Below are 19,284 nucleotides of genomic sequence, written 5' to 3'. Positions count from 1 at the left end.
ACCCAACCCCATCCGAATATTCCCCAACAACCCGCGCAGTTCCTGCTGCTGCGCCGGCGGAAACACCACCGTCACCCCGGCCCTTGCAGGCGTCGCGCCGTAGAGCCGGGCCGATTGGTCCGGCAGTTCTTCAATCGGGCTCAACGCTGCCGCCAATCGCCCTTCGATCTGCGTCAATTGCGCCCGTACCCGCACAATTTCTTCCTGCAACTCCATCGCCCTTGGGGTTTTGTGCCCCTGACGATTCTTGTTGTGGGTGATCTGGTTGCGCTCACGGTTGAGGGTCTTGAGGTATTCGCGTTCGCGCAGAACTTCCTTGATCGCCGTTTGCAGCGCGGACTGCTCTGCGGGGCTGGCGATGGTGAAGGTCACGCCGCTGGTTTTCGCCGCGTCGAAGAGGCGCAAGCGCAGTGCTTTGGGCAGGCGCTGGAACAGTTCGTCGAGGTCCGGGATTTTCTCGCCCGACAGGTCGAAGCCTTCCAGCACGCGGTTCAGGCCCAGGTTCAGCGCCGGGCTGTAGGTGTCTTGCACTGCTGCCGCGACGACGCGGGTGTGTTCGGGCATTTCGTCGAGGGCCGGCAGTTGCGGTTGTTCGATCTTTTTCAGTCTGGCCAGCCAGTCCGGCAGGTTGTTGAACGTGGCCATGAGCGCGTTGAACAGCGTCGAGTATTGCCCGCTCTGCTCCGATTGCAGGCGTAGCGGCAAGGTGTAGAAGACGGTTCGGGTCAGTTCCGGATGCTCCTCCAGATAACCGAGCAGTTTTTCGCTGGCTTCGTCGCTGCGGCACAGGTCCTTGAGACAGGCGTATTCGGCGCTGAGGGCTTGATGGAGTTGCGCCGCCACTTGCGCGTCGTAGTACCAGGCCGAACGATGGAAGCGTCCGGCGACCAGCAGTTGCGTGCGGTCGGCGGTGATGCGTTCGAGCAGGCGGTTCCAGCGACCGAGGTCGTCACGCAGAAGGTTCAGTCGCTCGTCCATCGCCGGGCGGTCGATCAGGTCGTTGATCCCGCGTTTACCGCTGAGTAGCGGGCCGTCGAGCACGTCTTTGATGCGCCGATCCTGATCCTTGCCGAGGCGGATCAGCGTCTCCAGATGCTGTTCGACAAAGTCCTGGGGAGCGACGGCTTCGAAGTACTGGCGCGTATAAAAACGCCGATCCACCTCAGCCGCAGGGGCCAGACGATTCTGTCCCATGCCGTCATCAAAACCCTGAGCGCGCAGTTTTTGCAGTTCGGGCGGTGCCGGCCCATCGGCCTGGACATCCCCGCCCTTGTTCAAATAATCGAGCAACGCCTTGCGCGTATTCTCGCGCTCCGGCTCGGGCAACTGTTCCAGATCGGCAAACAGGGCTTTGGCTTGCGGCTGTTCGCTGGCCTTGGCCAATCCGTCGACGTCGGCGTCGCTCAGTTGGCTCAGCGATTCGATGTAACTGGCGAGCAGATAATCGCGCGCGTTGTGGCCGCTGTTGCTCCACTCATCGACCCAGCCGACCACGGTGTCCTGATACTCGGCCAGATCGCGCATCACGCCCAGATCGTCGTTGACCAGCAGAAACAGCGTGTCGTCCTGGTAAGGCCCGCGCACCCGGCCAAGGAATTCGCCGATGTGCGCCGGGCGAAAGCGCCGTGGCTGCTCCCACAGATAAGGTTCGCGCTCGTGCTCGGGGGCGTCGCTGACCTGCACGGTGGGCATCCGCGTCGCGTCAACTTCGGCGACCGGTTCGGCGCCGGCTGCCACCTCCGCCAGCCACCGTCTGGTCTGCTCGACGGTGAGTAAATGCTCGCCTCCGGTCAGGCAATTCACCGGAGCAAGATCGACCGCCTGCATGAAGTGGTTGCGCTCTTCACTGCTGTCCAGCACCTGATGGCATTTGTCCGCCGTCCACTGCACCTCGGCCAAGGTCACGTACAACGTACTTTGCCGGGGAAAGATCAGCGCCGGATGCGCTTCAATCGCTGCGCGCTGATCCTCGCTGACCTGTTTGCCCTGATGCAGCAGGGCCGTGACGATACCGTCGAGCATTCGGTATTCGTACAGCTCGCCGCTGAGGCTGTCGATGATGTAAAGCCAGCCATCACGCAGGCGACGGATGCCCAGCGGGCGCGCGGTCAAGGTGTATGGCAATTTCAATTCAGTGCCCGGATCGAACGCTCTTTCCACCAGGCCGTAGCTCAACGGCAGCAGTTGCACATGGGTTTGTTGCAGCGGGCAAGCCGCGGGCGCAACGATGGGGGCTTTCGAGGCGGCGGCAGCGTCGAGGATGGCGGGATGGGTCATGGGCGTTCCCTTTGACTGGCCCAACGCTGCGCCACATCAACGGCCAGCGCGATACGCTCGCCCGGTGATTGCAGCGATGGCGTGTGAAACAAGTGGTGGATTTGCGGGTGTCGGGCGATATCGCGGCTGTCGAGCAACGCCAACAGGTTGGCGTAGTTGAACAACTCGGATCGGCTGAACAGGCCAAGCGCGCTGGCCTGGGCTTCCATTTGATGCAGCGCTGGCCAGCGCTGGGTCAGGCTCTCTCCGACATGGAATCGGGAAAAGTGCTTCAACAGGTGCGCATCCAGATCCAGCAACGCTCGGCGCCGATCAACCTGATCCAGCGCCGCGTTCTGTTCAGGGTTCAGGCAATAAGGGACAGGAAGCTCCGGGCATTCAGCCTGCCGAGGTCGATGGATGTGCCAGGCATCGTGGACGCAGTCCGCCGTCACCACACAGGTCAAAGGCCCGAACAAACGCTGATCGCCACTGGCATACAGCGCATGCACCACCCCGGCATCGGCCAGCCGCAACAGCGCCGATTGCCCGGCCGGCAATTCGACACTCAGCAGTTTGCGCAAATGCTCGCCAACGCTGTGCATCGGCGCACAGCTGAACAAAAGCACGCCCCACTCTTGCGCCGCGTGTTGCAGGAAGTACCGTGCCATTGGCTCGTCAGCCCGCTGGATGGCCACGAGCAGAGGCGATAGATCGCGCAGTGCCGCGAAGGGTGGCTGGTCATACAGAGCCAATGTGCTGACTGAAGGGCTGATCTGCTTCAACCGCGTTGGCAGATCACTGATCGTCGCCCCGTCCAGCAGCAAAAAAGCCTGTTGTCGGGTCCATGGCAAATCGTCAGGCAAATCAGTCAAAAGGCTCACGCGCGGGCAGCCTCGCAGATCAGGCAACGCGAGGCGCGCGCAGACACCAGGGTGTGGCGTTGCCGAGTCGGATCAAATGCCACTTTCAACAACTGCAACGCCCCAGGCACCAACGGTTCCGCCGCCATTCCTGGCGCAGGTGCGCCGCCCTGCAGAATCGGCACGCTGCTGCAAATGCCTTCGGGCCCCAGCGTCAACCAATGCCCGCCGGCCTTGATCGTCACGTGAGTCCCGCCATCGATGACCACTTGCTGGCCTGCGCCAATATGGATCTGCTGGCCCGCGCTCAGGCGCTGACTGGCGACACGAATGTGGCGGTCGCCTTGCACCCACAGATGATCGTCCTGCTTGATTTCGGTCAGGCGATTGCCGTGTGTCAGGTGGTGTTCATCGCTGCGCAATTCATGACTGGCCAGCCCGCCCACCACCACCGTGCTCTGGTTGTCGATCTGGACACGCTGGTCGTTGAGCACCAGCTGGACAAAGTCACGCTGGGCGCGAATGGCGATTTCTTCCGCGCCTTTTCTGTCTTCGATGCGCAGTTCGTTGTAACCACCGCCACCGGGGCTGCTCTGGCTGCGCCAGATACTGCGCGTCTGCTCTGCCGGCAGATCCAGCGGCACTGGCGTCACGGCGTTGGGTAAACAACCCAGCACGAACGGCTTGTCCGGATCCCCCTCGGTGAACCCGACCAGCACTTCCATGCCGACACGCGGAATCTGCACGCTGCCGTATTGGTCATGAGCCCAGCCCGTGGCTACGCGCAACCAGCAACTGGATTGTTCATTGAGTTGGCCTTCGCGGTCCCACAGCAGTTGGACTTTCACCCGGCCATAGACATCGCAGTAAATCTCTTCGCCGGGCGGCCCGGTCACCACGGCATGCTGGTTGCCGTTGATTCGGGGTTTACGGTGTTCGAGGGCGGGGCGAAAAATGATGTCCCAGGGCGTCGCGACGAAGTGGTTGCGATAGCCCTGAGTGAAACCGTCTGTGGTAGTGAGGTCGGTCGCCGACTCTTCCAGCACCTGCGGTTGTCGGCCAAGGTGATCGACGCTGGTCAGCAGCCACAAACCGTTGTAATTGTCGCGGGGGTGTTCCCTCATGTCGAGGAAGCTGCCACTGCGCATCAGGTTTTGATCACTACGGCCCTGCGCCTGACGGTAATCGGCGCGATGCCGCTCAAGGGCCCGCTGACTGAGATGCTTACCCTGATCACGATGAGTGAACTGACCCGGAAAACTGTAATCCTCAAGCACTGGAAGCCGCGTCTCTTTGGCTTCGGCGTCCAGTTGCACGGTTGGCTTTTCGAAGTGGTAGTCACGGCGACTGACGTGCGTGGTGCGGGTTTCCAGGCGGACGTTGAAGCGGTCTATGACCACAGCGTCGGCAACCATGCCGCTGCCTTGTGCATAGGCCGTCGGTGCCGTCGGCGCGGGGAAGACGCTCTGATCATCACCGAATACCAGCAGGTGCCTGTCGGGACTGTGCTGAAAATGAAAATGCAGTCCTTCCTCCTCACACAAGCGCTGGATGAAGAACAGGTCTGTCTCGTCAAATTGCACGCAATAAGGGCGAGGCCGGTAATCGGCGCTCAGCTGGAAGCGCCAGGTATCCGGCTGCATGCCATGGTCACTCAACACGCGGGCGATGATTTGCGGCACGCTCTGATGCTGGAAAATTCGTTGGTTATGACGATGGGCGAGATAGGCCAGATGTGGCACCAGAACAATCTGGTAGCGGGTCAAGCGTGTGCCCGAGTCACCTTGGGCGACTCGATGGATCTGGCCGTGAATGCCAGAGCCGTCCGGGCAGAATGACAGAAAGGCGGGTCGGTGCAGCAGGGATTCGAGATCAAGGTCGCGGCGTTCACTGACCAGCTCGAGTTCGACCTTGTAGGTCTGGTTGAGCGCTTCCCGGGCCCGGAATTCGAACACCTGAAGGTCGTGGGAAAAACCCTCTATATCGAGTCTGAATACAACTGGTTTGCTGGCGCCGAACATTCACATTTCCCTGTGCCTTTTTCAGGCTCGGGACTTTGCGTGGGTCTACGGTTCGACGCAGTCAGGACAATCGTTTAATCATGTAGGACATATCCGAGACGTCAGAAACAAGCCTGCAGCTTTAACAAATGCCTACAGCAAGATCCGAGTTCCGATGAAGGCAACTGCCGCAGCCTGTGATCTGGCAAAAAAAACCGCCCTTTCGGGCGGTCAAAGTGCTTCGACCACGATCAGAAGCTTTGGCTGAAGCTGATGGTCATTGCGCTGTCGTTGTTGTCACTGGACACCTGGCCCGAATAGCCGATGCCGAGCTTGCCGGTCGGGCTGATCTGGAAGTCCACGCCGGCTTCGAGCAGCGCACTGTCCTTGGCGATCGGCACGCCCTGGGTGCTGAACGACGCGCCGCCGTCGATGAAGGTCAGGTCGGCATCCGGCTTGGTGTCGCCGTAGGCATGCCGCCAGCCGATGGCTGCGCGCGGGGTCAGTTGACTGCCGTTGGCCAGGGTCACCAACTTGCCGATGCGCACGCCGAGGGTCGAATAGGTGATGTCCTGATCGGCATCGCCTTTCAGGCGCCCCACCCCGCCTTTTTCCTTGGCGGTGTCGCTGTCGTAGTTGACGTAGGCCAGGCCGGCGAACGGTTCGATGGCCACGCCGGCCGCATTGATGGCGTAACCCACTTCACCGAACACCTGGGCACTGCGGGCATCGTAGTCAGCCTTCAGACGATCGTTGTAGGCACCGACGCTGACGTCGCGTTTGGTTTCGATGCTGTGCCAGCTGTAAGCCGCGCCGAGGCGAACCGCCAGGGCATCGAACTGCGAACTCAGATACGCCGCCAGATGGTAGCTGTCGACCTTCGCATCGGAGTTGCGATCGTGGGCGTTGAGGTTGCCACGGGTGTAACCCGCTGCCATCCCGGCGCGCCATTGATCGTCGAGTTGCTTGTCGGTGCCGAGCATGAAACCGCCGAGGCTGCGATCGACTTTCGCCGTGTTGCTGTCGCCGCCCATGTCGCCCCAGGCGCCGATGGCGCGGGCCCAGCCGACCATTTCACCGTGGCAGCCGTTGCTGCTCAACTGGGTGTCGCTCGGTGCCAGGGTCCGGCGTGGATCGTCCGGCGCGCTGCAAGTCGGTTGACGCATCCGGTCATTGACCGCTTCACGCACGAAACGTGAATCCTCAAGGACCGCACTCGCGGTGCTGGCATGGATCTCCCCGGACAGACTGTCGAAGGCGTGACGCGCACCGGCCACGCTGAGGTTGACGATTTCATTCTGCAACGCAGCGCCCGCCGGACCGTTGCGCATCAACGCCGAAGCGGTGTTGCGCTGGTTGCGGGTGGCGGCGACGTCGGCGAACGAATTGCCGTTACGGCTGACCACCAGGTTCACCGCGTCCGGGCTGTACACCAGCGCCGTGTCGAGGAACGCGTACTGAGGCAGATCGGCGGCGCTGAACGTGCCGTTCACCCCACCGCCGGCGGTGATCAGCGAGTACACGGTGTTGCCGGTGAACGGCGCCAGGCTGTTCACTTGCAGGCCACCACCCAGGGTTGCCGTGCCGCCGACAGCCAGAGGCGTAGCGGTTGGCGAGCTGACGGTCAGGGCCAGCACACCGTCCGGGGCGTTGGTCAGGTTGCCCGCCACACTCAAGGTGCCGTCACCGCCACCGGAGGCCACGACACCGTGGTTGACCACCGAACCGACGCTGCCGTTACCGCTCAGGGCGGCGCCGTTGGCGACGGTCACTTGTCCGCCCAGAGAGGCACGCGCCAGCGGGCTGCCGACTTGCAGCACGCCTTGATCCACCGACACGGTGCCGCTGAACGGTTGGTCGCCGGTCAACAGCAATCGCGCTGCGCCACGTTTGGCCAGTGCGCCGACGCCACTCAGTCGACCGTTGAACTGGCCATCGGTGTTCTGTTGGAACACCAGCGAAGCGTTGTCGATGATGTTGCCTTGCAGGCTGGTGGAGTTACCGATCAGCGTACCGCCGCTGACGGTAGTGCCACCGCTGTAAGTGTTGGCTGCGGAGAGAATCAGGGTGCCGGAGTCGAGTTTCTCGATCCCGCCAGAGCCAATCAACGGCACATCGATTTGCGTGGTGGCGCCGGCATTGACGCGGATCGGTGCCGGAGTACCGCCAGGTCCGTTGACCGGGGTCAGCGTATCGCCGGCATCCGGTACCAGGCTGTAGCCGTTGACGAGGAATTGCAGCCCGGTGAAGTTCTGATTGCCCTGCACGGTGACCGTCCCGCCCTGCCCGCCGAACACCGCGAACTGGCCATTGGAGCCCAGCGCCTGAGTGCCGGTCGGGTCGGTCCAGTTGGTGCTCGGGCCCCACACGCCGTTGCCGCCACCGATGCTGCCGTCCGGGTTGGTCTTGCCGCCGTTCCAGAACTGCACCTCGCCCGGCGTGTTCTGTACCAGCAGATTGACCTGATTGGCCAGCGCGGTTTGCAGGGTCAGATTGGCCGCCGAGACCGGCAGGCTGCCGTAGACCAGACCATTGTCGGTCAGCGTGCCGCCGTAGCTGAACAGTTGATACACACCGGTGCCGAAGCCGCCGGCGTTGGTGATGTTCAGCGTGCCATCGAGGGTCAGGTTGCCGACAACGTTGACCACGGTCGTGGAGCTGGCAGCCGAGCCGAGGGTGAAGTCCAGATTGGTCCCCGAAGACAACGCCAGGGATCCGACCGACAACGGCGTCGCGCTGCCGCCACCCAGCAGGGTCGCACCGCTGGCCAATTGGACGGCCCCGCCGAACTGGCCGCTGCCGCCGATCTTCGCGCCGCTGGCGACATTGACGTTGGCGCTGTTGAACACGCCATTGACGTTCAGCGTACCGGCCTGCACCGAGGTGTTGCCGGTGAAGGTGTTGTTGCCGGTCAGCAGCAAGGCACCGGTACCGGTTTTATTCAGGACGCCGGCACCGGTCAGATTGCCGGTGTAGCTGCCGTCACTGTTCTGCTCGAAGGTCAGCGTCGCGTTGTTGAGGATGGCGCCTTGCAGGCTGCTGGTGTCGCCACGGGTGCTGCCGCCGTTCAGCGTGGTGCCGCCGCTGTAGGTGTTGGCGCCGCTGAGCAGCAGGTCGCCGCTGCCGTTTTTCACCAGGCTGCCACTGCCGGTGATCGCACCGATCAGCGTGGTGTTCTGGTTGCCGGCCAGGGTCAATTGCGCACCCAGGTTGATGGCGTTGGCCAGTTGCAGCGCCGAGGTGCTGTCGAGGGTGCCGTTACCCGACACACTCAGTGCACCGCTGCTGATCGCGCTGTTGTTGCCCAGAACCAGCGTACCGCCGGCGAGTTGGGTACCGCCGCTGTAGGTGTTGCTGCCGTTGAGGGTCAGGCTCGACGGACCGGTCTTGATCAGGCTGCCGCTGCCGCTGACCACGCCACCAAGGGTCAACGCGTTGGAGCCGGCAACGGTGAGCCCACCGTTAAGCACCACATCATTGGCCAAGCTGACCGCCGTGTTGCTGTCCAGCGCCGTACCGTTGGCGGCGGTTAATACACCAGTGCCGAGGGCCGCATTGTTGCCGACCACAATCTTGCCGCCGTTGAGCGCGGTGCCGCCGGTGTAACCGTTGGCGGCGTTGAGCACCAGGGTGCCGGTGTCGTATTTGCCCAGCGTGCCGGCGCCGTTGAGCGCAACGCCCACGGTGGCGGTGACGTTCGGATCGACGCGCACGGTGGCATTGCCCAGCGAACCGTTGACCAGATTCAGCGAACCCGCCGTGCCGTTCTGGAGGCTGTAGCCGTCGGTGACGAACTGCATGCCGGTGATGGTCTGCGCGCCGTTGACAGTCACGGTGCCCGCCGCGCCCTGGAACACTGCGAAGCTGTTGGTCCAGGCCTGGTTGGTGGTGCCGTTGACATCGGTCCAGTTGGTGGTGCCGGTGCCCCAGGTGCCGCTGCCGCCATCCACCGAACCGTTGGCGACGAGCTGGTTGCCGTCCCAGAACTGCACGGTGACACCCGGGGCGGTGACCAGCAGGTTGATCTGGTTGGCCAGCGCGGTTTGCAGGGTCAGGTCGCCCGGGGTGACGCTGCCCGGTACGGTGCCGATCAGCATGCCGTTGTCGGTCAGGCCGCCGGTGTAGTTGATCAGGCGATACACACCGCTGCCGAAGCCACCGATGTCACTGACGTTGAGGGTGCCGTCGAGGGTCAGGTTGCCACCGACGTTGACCAGCGCGTTGCCGCCACCGGACACCGGTGCGCCGAGACCGACGTCGAAGTTGGAGTTGGCGTTGAACACCAGCGAATTCACCGACAGCGTGCTGCCGGTGGCGCCGGCCAGATGACCGCCATCCGCCACGGTCACCGCCCCGCCGAGCGAGCCACCGCCGGTCAGGGTGCCGCCGCTGTTGACCAGTACGCTGGCGCTATCCAGCGAGCCACTGACGTTCAAGGTGCCGGCGTTGACCGTGGTATTGCCGGTCAGGCTGTTGAGGCCGGTCAGGGTCAGCGTACCGGTGCCGAGTTTGCTCAGTTCGCCGGTGCCGGTGAGCACGCCGTCAAAAATGCTGCTGGCGTTGTTGCCGCCGATGCTCAGGGTGTTGCCGCCGCCGATCAGCGCTGTACCGCTGCCGGTCAGGCTGGCGAGGCTGCCGGAGCCGCCGAGGTTGAGGGTCGCCGCAGCGCCGAGATTGACCCCGGCGTTGCTGCCCAGTGCCGAGTTGCCCAGGGTGGTCAGGCTGCCGGACTGCACATCGAAGGTGCCGCTGAAGGTGTTGTTGCCGGTCAGCGTCAGGTCGGCCAGACCGTTCTTGGTCAGGGTGCCGGCCCCGGCGATCACGCCGCCCAGGGTCAGGTTGTTGTTGCCGGCCACGCTGAGGTTGGCATTGACGTTGAGGTTGTTGGCCAGCACCAGCGGCGCCGTGGTGTCGAGGGTCGACGCGCCCGCCACGGTCACCGCGCCGGAGCCCAGGCCCGCCGAGGTGCCGAGGGTCACGGTACCGGCATTCAGCGTGGTGCCGCCGCTGTAGGTGTTGATGCCGTTGAGGGTCAGGTTGGACGCGCCGTTCTTGATCAGTCCACCGGTGCCGCTGACCACGCCGCTGATGGCCACGTCGCTGTTGCCGGTGTTGGTCAGGTTGGCGTTGAGCACAACGTTGTTGCCCAGCGACACCGAGGTGTTGCTGTCCAGCGCCGAGGCACCGGCCACGGTCAGGTTGCCCAGGCCGAGGGCGCCGTTACTGCCGGCGGTCAGGCTGCCGGCATTGAGGGTGACGCCACCGAGGAAGTTGTTGGCGCCGCTCAGGATCAGGTTGGCCGCACCGTTCTTGGTCAGGCTGCCGGCGCCGTTGATCGCGCCGGACAATGTCAGATCGTTGCTGCCGACGATAGCAAGGTTGCCCGCCAGGTTGATCGCGTTGCTCGCGCTAAAGGCGCCGCTGGCATCGAGTGTGGTGCCGTTGGCCGCGTTCAGGGTGGCCGAGCCCAGCGCGCTGTTCGACGCCAGAATCAGACCGCCCGCGTTCAGTGCCACCGGCCCGAGGAAGGCGTTGTTGCCGCCAAGGGTCAGGCTGGCTGAACCGTTCTTGATCAGGCCGCCGGTACCGGAAATGACACCGTTGAGGGTCAGCGCATTGCTGCCGAGCACGGTGAGATTACCGTTCAGCGTGGCGGCGTTGGCCAGAGTCACGGCGGTGTTGCTGTCGAGTTGCGTGCCGGCATTGGCGATCAACGCGCCAGTGCCCAGCGCGGTGTTGCTGCCGACCACCAGGGTGCCGCCGTCCAGTTGGGTGCCACCGGTGTAGCTGTTGGCGCCGTTGAGCACCAGGGTGCCGGCGTCGAGTTTGTTGAGAATGCCGCTGCCGTCGATGTTCACACCGACCGTGGCGGTCACGCCCGGATCGACCCGCATCGCCGTGGTGCCACCACTGCCGTTGACCGCGGTCAGCAGACCCGACGTACCGTTGACCACGTTGTAGCCATTGGTGAGGAACTGCATCCCGGTGAACAGTTGCGTTCCGTTGACCGATACCGTGCCTGCCGTACCCTGGAATACCGCGAAGTCGCCGGCCCAGGTCTGGTTCAGCGTGCCGTTGGAATTGGTCCAGTTGGTGCCGCCGGCATCCCAGGTGCCCGTGCCGCCATCCACCGTGCCGTTCGGGATTGTCTGGCTGCCGTCCCAGAAACGCAGGTTGGTGTTCGGCGCCGACACTACCAGATTCACCTGATTACCCAGGGTCTGCACGAGGATGTCGCCGAGGCCGTAACCCACCGGCACGCCGGCCACGGTCAGGCCGTTGTCGGTCAGTGCACCGATGAAGTTGAACAGCCGATAGACACCGACACCGAAACCGCCGGCATCGGTGACATTGAGATTACCGTCGAGAGTCAGGTTGCCGCCGATGTTCATCAGCGAGCTGGTCGATGGCGTGGCGAGGCTTGCGTCGACATTGCTGTTGGCGGTGAGGATCAGCGACGCGGCCGACAGGGTATTGCCCGAGGACAACGCCAGATGGCCGCCATTGTTGATGGTGATTGTGCCCAGCGCAGAACCGCTGCCTGTCAGGGTACCGCCATTGTTGACGTTGACCTGATTGCTGGCCAGCGAACCACTGAGGTTCAGCGTACCGCCATTGACGTTGGTGTTGCCGGTGATGCCGTTGGTGCCGGTGAGGTTCAGTGTGCCGGTGCCGACTTTGGTCAGGCCGCCACCGCCGCCGAGATTACCGTCAAAGGTACTGGTGCTGCTGACACCACCCACGGTCAACGTGTTGCCGCCACCGATCTGCACGCTGCCGCTGCCGCTCAGTCCGTTCAGGCTGCCGTTGCTGCCCAGGTTGAGACTCGCGCCGGCACTGATGTTGGCGCCGGAAGTATTGCCGAGTGCGCCGCTGGTCAAGGTGCTGACGCTGCCGGAGAGGATATTCAGCGCACCGGTAAAGGTGTTGGTGCCGCTGAGTGTCAGATCATCCAGGCCACTTTTGATCAGGTTGCCGGCACCGTCGATCACACCGCTGAGGTTCAGACCGTTGTTACCGGCCACGGTCAGGTCGGCATTGAGCGTGATGTTGTTGCCGACGCTGAGCGGACTGCTGTTATCCAGTGTCGCTGCGCCACCGACAGTCAGGCCGCCACTGCCCAGGGCACCGGACGATCCCAGTGTCAGCGTGCCCGCGTTCAGCGTAGCGCCGCCGCCGAAAGTGTTGCTGCCATTGAGCGTCAGATTGGCCGCGCCGTTCTTGATCAACTGGCCGGCGCCGCTGATCACACCGCCGAGGGTCAGGTCCTGGGTGCCGCCGACACTCAGTGCCGCATTGAGCACGACCGCGTTGGCCAGGCTGACCAGCGGCGAACTGCTGTCGAGGGTTGCTGCACCACCAACAGTCAAGGCGCCCGTGCCGAGGGCCGAGCTGTTGCCGGCGGTCACTGTACCGGCGTTCAGCGTGGTGCCGCCGACGTAGGTGTTGGTGCCGTTGAGGTTCAGATTGGCCGCGCCGTTTTTCACCAGGCTGCCGGCTCCCGCGACAGTGCCGGTGAGGGTCAGGTCTGCGCTGCCACCCACGTTCATCGCACCGGCCAGGTTGACCTGATTACCCAGCGTGACGGCGGTGTTGGTGTCCAGCGTCGTGCCGGCTGCCGCGTTCAGCGCACCACTGCCCAGCGCGGTGTTGCTGCCGACAATTAATTTGCCGACGTTAAGTGCGGTGTTGCCGAAGTAAGTGTTGGCGCCGTTGAGAATCAGGTCGGCGGGGCCGCTTTTGGTCAGGCCGCCGACACCGGAGACCACACCCGCGAGGGTCAGCGCGTTGCTGCCGCCGATGGTCACGTTGCCGCCGAGGTTGACGTTGTTGGCCAGGCTCGTCGCGGTGCTGGCGTCCAGCGTGGTGTTGTTGCCGGCGTTGAGCACGCCGGTGCCGAGTGCGCTGTTGGAACCGACGATCAGTGTCCCGGCGTTCAGCGACGTCGAACCGGTGTAGATGTTGTTGCCGGTCAGGGTCAGCGTTGAAGAACCGGTCTTGATCAGGTTGCTGCCGCCGCTGATCACGCCGCCGAGGGTCAGCGGGTTGGCGCCACCGGCAGTCAGGTTGGCGTTCAGCGCAATCGCGTTGTTCAGCGTGACGTTGGCGCTACTGTTGAGCGTTGCGCCCGCTCCGCCCACGGTCAGCGTGCCGGTACCGAGTGCCGCGCCGTTGCCGACGGTCAGGCTGCCGGCGTTGAGTGCGGTGCCACCGGTGAAGGTGTTGGCGCCGTTGAGGGTCAGGTTGGCGGTGCCGTTCTTGATCAACTGACTGGCGCCGCTGAGCACGCCGCCCAGGGTCAGGCCGTTGCTGCCACCGATGCTCAGGTTGCCGTTGAGCGCAACGTTGTTGCCGAGGCTGACGGCGGTGTTGCTGTCCAGGGTCGCGGCGCTGGCGACAGTCAGGTCGCCGCTGCCCAGCGCGGCGGCGTTGCCGACGGTCAGGGTGCCGGCGTTCAGCGTGGTGCCGCCGCTGAAGGTGTTGGCGCCGTTGAGAATCAGGTTGGCCGCGCCGTTCTTGGTCAGTCCGCCGCTGCCGCTGACTACGCCGCCGAGGGTCAGGTTGGCGTTGCCGGCGATGTTCAGGTTGCCGCCGAGGGCGACGGCGTTGCTCAGTGCCACGGTGGTGCTGGCATCGAGGGTGGTGCCCGCCGCCGTGGTCAGTGCGCCGGTCCCGAGTGCGGTGTTGGAGCCGACGATCAGCGTCCCGTTATTCAGCGCCGTACCGCCGGAGAAGGTGTTGTTGCCGCTGAGAGTCAGGTTCGCGGTGCCGCCCTTGATCAGGCTGCCGGCGCCACTGATGACGCCGCTCAGGCCAAGTGCCTGAGTGCCGCCGATGGTCAGCCCGCCCGCCAGCGCCACAGCGTTGGCCAGCGTCACCGCCGTGGTCGCATCCAGCGTGGTGCCGGCCGCTGCGTTCAATGCGCCTGTGCCGAGGGCGGTGTTGCTGCCGACGAACAAGGTGCCGCCGTTGAGCGCGGTGGTGCCGCTGTTGGTGTTGTTGCCGGTCAGGGTCAGGCTGGCCGTGCCGCTCTTGGTAATTGCACCGGTGCCGGAGAGGATGCCGGACAGGGTCAGGGCGTTGCCACCGAGTACGTTCAACGAGCCGGTGATGCCGATGTTGTTGGCCAACGTCACGTTGGCGGTACTGTCCAGGCTGGTGCCGGCGGCGGTATTGAGCACCCCGCTGCCCAGCGCGTTGTTATTGCCGACGCGCAAGGTGCCGGCGTTCAGGGTCGTGGTGCCGCTGTATCCGGTGTTGGCGCCGCTGAGCGTCAGGCTGCCGCTGCCGGTCTTGGTCAGGCCGCTGGCTCCGCTGATCAGCCCGCCCAGGGTCAGGGCCCCGGTGCCGGTCGCCGTCAGTGTGCTGTTGAGGGTGATCGCGTTGTTCAACGAAATCGGACTCGATGCCGAAATGCTGGAAGACCCGCCCACCGTGATGCCGCCGGTACTGAAGGCCTGGTTGTTACCCACCTGCACCACCCCGCCATTGAGCACGGTATTGCCGGTGTAGGTGTTGATCCCGTTGAGGCTCAGCTGGCCGCTGCCGATCTTGGTCAGGCCGCCGCTGCCGGACAACACGCCGCTGAGCGTTGTGGCGTTGGTCCCCTGCACCGTCAGGCCACCGGCGCCGAGGGTAATCAGGTTGCTGATGTTCAACCCGGCGTTGCTGGCCTGCAGGATGCCGCCATTGGACGTCAACACGCCGCTGCCGAACGCGCCGTTGTCGTTGAACTGCGCGACACCGCCATTGAGCGTGGTCGCACCGCTGACCAACGGACCCTGCAAGGTCCAGGTGCCGCTGTTGAGGGTCAGGTTGTTGAAGTTGACGTAGACCGCGCTGGACGCCGTGCCGGTGCCGGTGGTGCCGCCGCCGAGGCCGATCGGGTTTTGCAGGATCAGCGTGTTGGTACCGGCTGCCCCGCCATCGATCGTGCCGGTCGGGGCGAAAGTCAGGTTGACGCCGATCAGACCACCAAGGCCGACAGAGACTTGCACGCCGTCACCGACGTTAACGCTGGAACCGGTGATTGCGTAGAAGGTGTTGGTGCTGCCCGCCCCCATCGACACGCCGCCGGTGATATTACCGGCGTTGGTGAAGGTGTTGCCCGCCACCGATGTCTCGAACGCGACCCGGCCGTTGATCGTACCGCTGGCGCTGTTGGTCATGTTGACTTGCGAACCGCCATACACCCCGACCACCGGGGTATCGGCCAGGGTGATCCCGCCGACCGACAGCCCGGTCGAGGTAATCGTGCCGTCGTTGGTGATGGTCGTCGTGCCCGACACCGAGTTGTTCACGGCAATCCCCAGACCGTCGATACTGGTCAGGTTGAGGCCGAGCAACATGCCGGTGCCACGAATAAGCCCGGTGGTGTTGTTGGCGATGCTCACCGTGCTGGTCGCGCCGGTGCCGATGAACGCACCGCCACTGAGTATCGAAACCAGGCCGAGCAACGCCGGGTCGATAGTGCCGGAGTTGTTCAGGTTGATATTGGCCCCGGTCAGGTTGATCACCTTGCCGCCGAGGGTGGAATTCATCTGCGCGCCGTTGGTGACGTTGACCGTCAGGCCGCTGCTGGCGCTGCTGTAGTCATTGAGAAACAGCGGCAGCGTCGGAACCCCCGAACAGGTGATCGTGGAGCCCGCGGCCGAGCAGGTGGCGAACGCCTGCTCGCTGACCCCGCCGAACAGAAGTCCGGCGACGCTCAGGTGCACTGCAAGGGAAAGTGGGGAAAAGCGCGAAACGAGGGCGACACCAAACCTTGCTTCCACGGGTTACTCCTTTCGTGGCCAATTTCATCCTTGAAGGCGTGCGACGGCGGCAAGATTCAACACGCGTATCAAGCGTATGACGGTCATCAGATAAACCGTCTATTCCAGACACACGCTAGTTGATGCCCTGCGATGGGGCATTGATTAAATAGTGTTAATACTTTTGTGCGATAAGGCGCTGCGGTGATACTTCCAGCCGTTCTGAACAAGGTTTTGAGGTGCTTGATACGGGCCAGGCCTGCACCTGACCAAAGCGCCAGATAAACTACTGAATTGATCGATTTTTCAGGGTATTGCGGAAATTGGTACGGCTTGTGCAAACGTTTGCGAGTCGCTGTTGACCGCATTTTCGTAACAAAACCGTACAGCCCTGAAAAACCGGGCCCTGATCCGCAAAAAGGACTTTGAATGCACGCTTCTTCCTGCCGCCGCCGTCGTGGTGCGCGCACCATTGCTGTTTCTTTGCTACTGACCGGCGTTACCGGAGTTCTCAGCCACACGGCGCTGGCCCAACCTGCCTTGCCCGAGGAATCCGCCCAGGGCGAAGCCCTCAGCCCCGAAGCCAGCCCGCCGAAAAAAGGCGCGTACCTGTCGGACTGGTACAACCAGGACCTGATGCTGATCGGCAGCAAGGACATCAGCTTCGGCCCGCAACCGGCCGACGATATCTACCTGGAATACGAATACTTCGGGCGTAAAGGGCCGTTCGAGCTGTACGGCTACATCGACATTCCGAAGATCTTCAACATCGGCAACAGCCACGACAAAGGTGTGTGGGACCACGGCTCGCCGGTGTTCATGGAGCACGAACCGCGCATCTCCATCGACTACCTCGCCGGCCGCAGCCTGGCCATCGGGCCGTTCAAGGAATGGTACGTGGCGTTCGACTGGATCTACGACCACGGCAGCCGCAAGGAAAACCGCGCCAACACGCTGTACAGCGGCCTGGGTACCGACATCGATACCCACTCGCGGGTCAACCTGTCGGCCAACCTGTACGGGCGCTACCAGTGGGAAAACTACGGCGCCAGCAATGAATATTCGTGGGACGGCTACCGCGCGCAGCTCAAGTACATCGTGCCGATCGACAAATTCAGCAACGGTGCCTCGCTGACCTACATTGGTTTCACCAACTTCGATTTCGGCTCGGATCTGCACAAGGACAACCCGGCGCGCACCGCCAATGCCACGGTGGCGACCAACGTGTTGCTGTACTCGTTCACCCACCTGCGTTTCACCCTGGTCGGCCGTTATTTCCACAACGGCGGCAACTGGGAAGACGGCAGCGAGCTGAACTTCGGCGACGGCAATTTCCGCGCACGTTCCAACGGCTGGGGTTACTACGCCGGCATCGGTTATCAGTTCTGAATCCAGGAGCCATCATGAAAGCAATGACGCGTGTATCACTGGCCGCTGCGGCCCTGCTCTCCTCCACAGCCTGGGCGGCCGAGGCGCCGATTCAACCGAAAGTGGTGCTGATCACCATGTTCGCCCCGGAGGCGCAAAACTGGATCGAGCGCCTCGAACTCAAACAGGAAATCCGTGTGCCGGGCCTGTCGGCCGAGTATCCGGTCATCCGCTGCAACACACAGCAGGTGTGCCTGATGACCACCGGCATGGGCCAGACCAATGCCGCCGCTTCGACCCTGGCACTGGCCCTGTCGCCGAAATTCGACCTGCGCAAAAGCTACTTCCTGATCGCCGGGATTGCCGGCATCAGCCCGAAACACGGAACAATCGGCACCGCCGCCTGGGCGCACTATCTGGTGGAGTTCGGCACCCAGTGGGAACTGGATTCGCGCGATGCGCCATCGAGTTGGCCGACCGGTTACCTCGGCATCAACACCAAAGGCCCGAACGAAAAACCACCGCTGGACTACAAGACCGAAGTCTTCGAACTCAACCCGAAACTGCAGGCCAAGGCCTTCGCCCTGAGCCACAAGGTCGAACTGAGCGAGAGCAAGGAATCGGCGGCGTGGCGCCTGAAATACCCGGCAGCACCGGCCAATCAGCCGCCGGTGGTCACCCGCTGCGACACGCTGGCGGGCAACACCTGGTTCTCCGGCACCCGCCTGAGCGAACGCGCCGAGGTCTGGACCAAATTGCTGACCGACAACAAGGGCGAATACTGCACCACCCAACAGGAAGACAACTCCACCTATGAAGCCTTGCTGCGTGCCAGCCGCGAGGGCCTGGTGGACGTGCAGCGCCTGGCCGTGGTGCGCGCCGGCTCCGACTTCGACCGCCCGGCGCCGGGCGGCAGTGAAGTGGACAACCTGCTCAAGTACGCCGATCAGGGCGGATTCGTCCCGGCCCTGGAAAACCTCTATCGCGCAGGTAATCCGCTGGTGCAGGACATCCTGAAGCACTGGTCGGCGTGGGAGCACGGTGTCCCTGATGCCTGAGGATCAAGGCATCAGGATGACCTTGTCGCCACTGCCCTGATTCACATCGGCATACCGTGCCAGTCCTTCGGCCAACGGTGCTTCGACCAGTCCTTGCGGCAGAGGCAGCAAGTCTTCGTCGAAGAACCGGCCGAACTGCTCGAGCATCGCCGCACAGGCTTCAACGCCGTAAAGCAAGGAGTTGATGCCGACCACGGAGCCACCCTTGCGATACAGGGCCAGCGCCGGCAGTTGTACATGGCCGTCCACCGGTGCGGCGATGATCGCAATGCGCCCGAACGGTGCCAGCGCTGGCACTGAAGCAGGCAGCCAGAACCCGGTGGTGTCGAAAATCACGTCGGCACCGCCGCGGTACACCGCGTTGACCTGAGCGCCGAGTTCTTCAGGCTTGTCCAACTGGATCGTCTGATAACCCTGCGCCTGCAAATCCTTGACCTGCTCCGGCCGCCGCGCCGCCGCCAGCAACTGCGCGCCACGCACCTTGGCCAGCGCCAGTGCTGCCGTCGCCACCGCCCCGCCACCGATCACCAGCAAACGGGTTTCGGCATTCACCAGACTGCGCTCCAGCGCATCCCACGCCGTGGTGTAAGGCACGCCGAGGCTGGCGGCCTGGGTGAAACTCAGGTGCGAAGGTTTGTGCGCCACACCATTGGCCGGCAGTTTGACGAACTGCGCATGGGAGCCGTCGGCGAAAAAACCCAGCTCGCGCCCGGTGCCCCAGACTTCCTGACCGATCAACGCCTGCGGCCCTTCGACCACCACCCCGGCAAAGTCCCGACCGGGAATGCGTGGCAACGTGGTGTAAGGGAAACGCCCGAGCACATTCTTCACGTCACTGGGATTGAGGCCCGCAGCCTTGATCTGCACCAGTACCTCGTCGGCGCCCGGTACAGGCGTCGGTACCTCGACGAAGCGCAGGGAAGACAGGTCGCCGGTTTTATCGAATTGCAGTGCTTTCATGAGTTCATCCACCGAATGAAAAAAG

The 19,284-nt window shown here is 63.5% G+C and carries 7 protein-coding genes; 2 read left to right on the top strand and 5 right to left on the bottom strand.

What is annotated here, in order from left to right:
* The 4 genes from DXT77_RS17120 to DXT77_RS17105 all read right to left on the bottom strand — a co-directional run.
* Window positions 1-2,277, bottom strand: a 2,277-nt coding sequence (locus DXT77_RS17120; RefSeq protein WP_372238679.1) for a toxin VasX, incomplete at its 3' end; no start/stop codon positions are given.
* Complete coding sequence (locus DXT77_RS17115) at window positions 2,274-3,140, bottom strand: DUF4123 domain-containing protein (RefSeq protein WP_119428514.1); 867 nt, start codon at window positions 3,138-3,140, stop codon at window positions 2,274-2,276. The genes DXT77_RS17120 and DXT77_RS17115, both read right to left, overlap by 4 nt.
* Window positions 3,137-5,140, bottom strand: coding sequence for a type VI secretion system tip protein TssI/VgrG (gene tssI / locus DXT77_RS17110; protein WP_119428513.1), 2,004 nt, complete (start codon window positions 5,138-5,140; stop codon window positions 3,137-3,139). Before tssI ends, DXT77_RS17115 begins: the two co-directional genes overlap by 4 nt.
* Before the next feature lie 230 nt (window positions 5,141-5,370).
* Window positions 5,371-15,894: an autotransporter-associated beta strand repeat-containing protein gene (locus tag DXT77_RS17105; protein ID WP_119428512.1), complete on the bottom strand. Its 10,524-nt coding sequence runs from the start codon at window positions 15,892-15,894 to the stop codon at window positions 5,371-5,373.
* Between the two features lie 408 nt (window positions 15,895-16,302).
* On the opposite strand from DXT77_RS17105, the gene DXT77_RS17100 reads away from it, so the two are divergent.
* Both DXT77_RS17100 and DXT77_RS17095 read left to right on the top strand, forming a co-directional pair.
* Entirely contained in the window at window positions 16,303-17,262 is a 960-nt protein-coding gene (locus DXT77_RS17100; RefSeq protein WP_119428511.1) for a nucleoside-specific channel-forming protein Tsx, read from the top strand.
* A gap of 14 nt (window positions 17,263-17,276) precedes the next feature.
* Entirely contained in the window at window positions 17,277-18,299 is a 1,023-nt protein-coding gene (locus tag DXT77_RS17095) for a purine nucleoside permease (RefSeq protein WP_119428510.1), read from the top strand.
* A gap of 3 nt (window positions 18,300-18,302) precedes the next feature.
* On the opposite strand, the gene DXT77_RS17090 is transcribed toward DXT77_RS17095, so the two are convergent.
* Window positions 18,303-19,259, bottom strand: coding sequence for a zinc-binding alcohol dehydrogenase family protein (locus tag DXT77_RS17090; RefSeq protein WP_119428509.1), 957 nt, complete (start codon window positions 19,257-19,259; stop codon window positions 18,303-18,305).
* Window positions 19,260-19,284: the final 25 nt, after the last annotated feature.

This window comes from Pseudomonas sp. 91RF (assembly GCF_003576265.1).
GTDB lineage: Bacteria > Pseudomonadota > Gammaproteobacteria > Pseudomonadales > Pseudomonadaceae > Aquipseudomonas > Aquipseudomonas kribbensis.
This window is presented reverse-complemented; position numbering and strand designations above follow the sequence as displayed.